This window comes from Mesorhizobium sp. M1C.F.Ca.ET.210.01.1.1 (genome assembly GCF_004791585.1).
Lineage (GTDB): Bacteria > Pseudomonadota > Alphaproteobacteria > Rhizobiales > Rhizobiaceae > Mesorhizobium.
Map to the genome: position 1 here is coordinate 1 of NZ_SRUU01000076.1, position 2,611 is coordinate 2,611.

At 54.4% G+C, this 2,611-nt stretch carries 2 protein-coding genes; both read left to right on the plus strand.

Features of this window, described 5'->3' with window-relative positions; genetic code table 11:
* A partial coding sequence (locus tag EN853_RS32920) for an aminotransferase class V-fold PLP-dependent enzyme (protein ID WP_135856030.1) occupies nucleotides 1-836 on the plus strand: 836 nt, incomplete at its 5' end.
* A 293-nt stretch (nucleotides 837-1,129) separates the two neighbouring features.
* Nucleotides 1,130-2,608 carry an NAD-dependent succinate-semialdehyde dehydrogenase gene (locus tag EN853_RS32925; RefSeq protein ID WP_127863047.1) on the plus strand — a complete coding sequence of 493 codons (1,479 nt, stop codon included), beginning with the start codon at nucleotides 1,130-1,132 and terminating at the stop codon, nucleotides 2,606-2,608.
* Nucleotides 2,609-2,611 lie beyond the last annotated feature (3 nt).

The window sequence follows — 2,611 nt, forward strand, 5'->3', positions numbered from 1 at the left end:
GGTATTTCGGATATACTATCCGTCGCGTTCCAGTGGATGAAAATTTTCGCGCAATCGTCTCGGCAATGTCTGAAGCAGTTAGCGAAAACACAGTCATGATGCTCGCCTCAATGCCGTCCTGGTCGCATGGCGTTTGTGACCCAGTTCGAGAATTAGCAGAAATTGCCAGCCAACACGGGATCTGGTTGCATGTGGATGCTTGCGTTGGCGGGTTTTTGGCGCCTTTTGTGCGGGAGCTCGGACGGGACGTTCCGGACTTCGATTTTCGACTCTCTGGTGTAAGCTCAATTTCGGCGGATTTTCACAAGTACGGCTATAGTGGCAAGGGAGTGTCGGGCGTTTTCTATAAAAATAAGGTAGCCCGCCATCAACCCTTCATTTTCGACACATGGGCAGCAGGACTTTATCGTTCACCAGTTCTCACTGGAACACGAAGCGGAGGCGCAATCGCTTCGGCCTGGGCAGTCATGCGTTATCTGGGGCGGGACGGTTACCTCTCTCGCGCTGCTCAAATCCTCAAGCTGAGAGATGCCATATTGGCCTTCGTTGCACAGTGCCCCGGCTTGAAGATAGTCGGCGGAGCTGAGCTTAACGTGGTGGGAATACGGAGCGAATACTCTGACATCTATTCAATTGCAAGCCGGATGAAGGAGTACGGGTGGAAGATAAATATACTAAAGGAGCCAGAGGCAATACAATTTGTACTTGGACCACTGCGAGATGAATATATAACCTTGCTGGTGAATGACCTTGAGAAGGTCGTTGAAGTTGTACGGCGTGAAGGGTTCAGAGTTCCTACGCCAGCCGTTGTCTATTCCGACGAATTCTTAGACTAACCGGGGATAATTAGCATAAGTTTATACGGTCGATTTCAATATGGAGAAGCCGACTGGGTACTTGAAAGGCCGCACGCCGATGTTGGTGGGATAATCCTCACCGCTGGCAGACTTAGACGCGGTGTGGCAGTCAGCCGGCCTCCTAGAGAGGGAGTCTGTTCTGTGGCGATCGATTTCTTCGTTTCTGCGATCGGCCCATCCTTGAACAAGACAATGCCCGCTAGAGCGCAAAGTTCTATCTCTGGTGGAATATACGGCGGCTCTTGGGCTCGCACCAATACGGGAGAAATTAAATGTCACTTTCTGAAGCAGTGCTAGCGAAGTTAAAAGACAAGTCGTTAGTGACGGATAAAGCTCTCGTAGGGGCTGGGTGGGTAGCGGCAGGTTCAAGGGGCCTCACGTTCGAGGTCACCAATCCCTCAACCGGCGAAGTCCTTGCAACCCTTCCAGATCTCGGTGAAGAGGAGGTCAAGTCGGCGATTGAGGCGGCCTATGTTGCCCAAAAGAACTGGGCGAAAAGGACGGGTAAGGAGCGCGCCGCAGTCCTGCGAAAACTGTACGACCTCATAGTATCGAATGTCGATGATCTTGCCACTATCCTCACCCTAGAGATGGGGAAACCATGGACGGAGGCGAAGGGAGAGATTCTTTATGGTGCATCCTACGTCGAGTGGTTCGGTGAGGAAGCAAAGCGAGTCTACGGCGACACCATTCCAGGTCATCAGCCGGATAAGCGCATCATCGTGATCAAGCAGCCCATCGGAGTTGTTGGGGCCATCACGCCGTGGAACTTCCCGAATGCAATGCTTGCCCGCAAGATGGCCCCGGCAATCGCTGCCGGCTGCAGCATGGTATCAAAGCCTGCGGCTCAGACGCCCCTATCCGCGCTCGCTCTGGCTGTCCTTGCCGAACGCGCCGGCCTGCCACTCGGTCTTTTTTCTGTGCTAACCACGACCGATGCCGCGATGGTCGGTCAGGAATTCTGCCGCAATGAGAAGATTCGGAAAGTCACGTTCACGGGCTCGACCAATGTCGGAAAAATACTGATGCGGCAAGGCGCAGAGCAGATCTTAAAGCTCGGCCTCGAGCTCGGAGGTAACGCGCCCTTCATCGTTTTCGATGACGCGGATCTCGACGCCGCCGCCGACGGCGCAATGGTTTCCAAATACCGCAATGCTGGGCAAACCTGCGTCTGTGCCAATCGGCTCTATATTCAGGAGGGCGTCTATGATGCCTTTGCCGCCAAGCTTGCCGAGCGCGTTCGCCAGATGAAAGTCGGCGACGGCTTTGCCGAAGGGGTCACGACAGGCCCTCTCATCGACCGGAATGCGCTGAAGAAGGTACAGGAGCACGTCACTGACGCCATCGCCAAGGGGGCTACAGTGGAGGTCGGTGGCAAGCCTGCGAGCCAAGGCGGCCTCTTTTTCGAGCCCACTATCTTGACCGGCGCAACGGGGGATATGCGCCTCTCGAGGGAAGAGACGTTCGGCCCTATCGCGCCGCTGTTCAAGTTTTCGACCGAGGAACAAGTGATAGAAATGGCGAACAACACCAAGTTTGGCCTCGCTTCATACTTCTATTCCAGAGATATCTCGAAGATCTTCCGGGTGGCGGAGGCTCTCGAGTGCGGCATGGTCGGGGTTAACACTGGGCTGATCTCCACGGAAGTTGCGCCTTTTGGTGGCATCAAGCAATCTGGCCTTGGCCGCGAAGGGTCAAAATACGGAATCGATGATTATACAGAGATGAAATACGTGTGCCTGAGCGTGTGATCC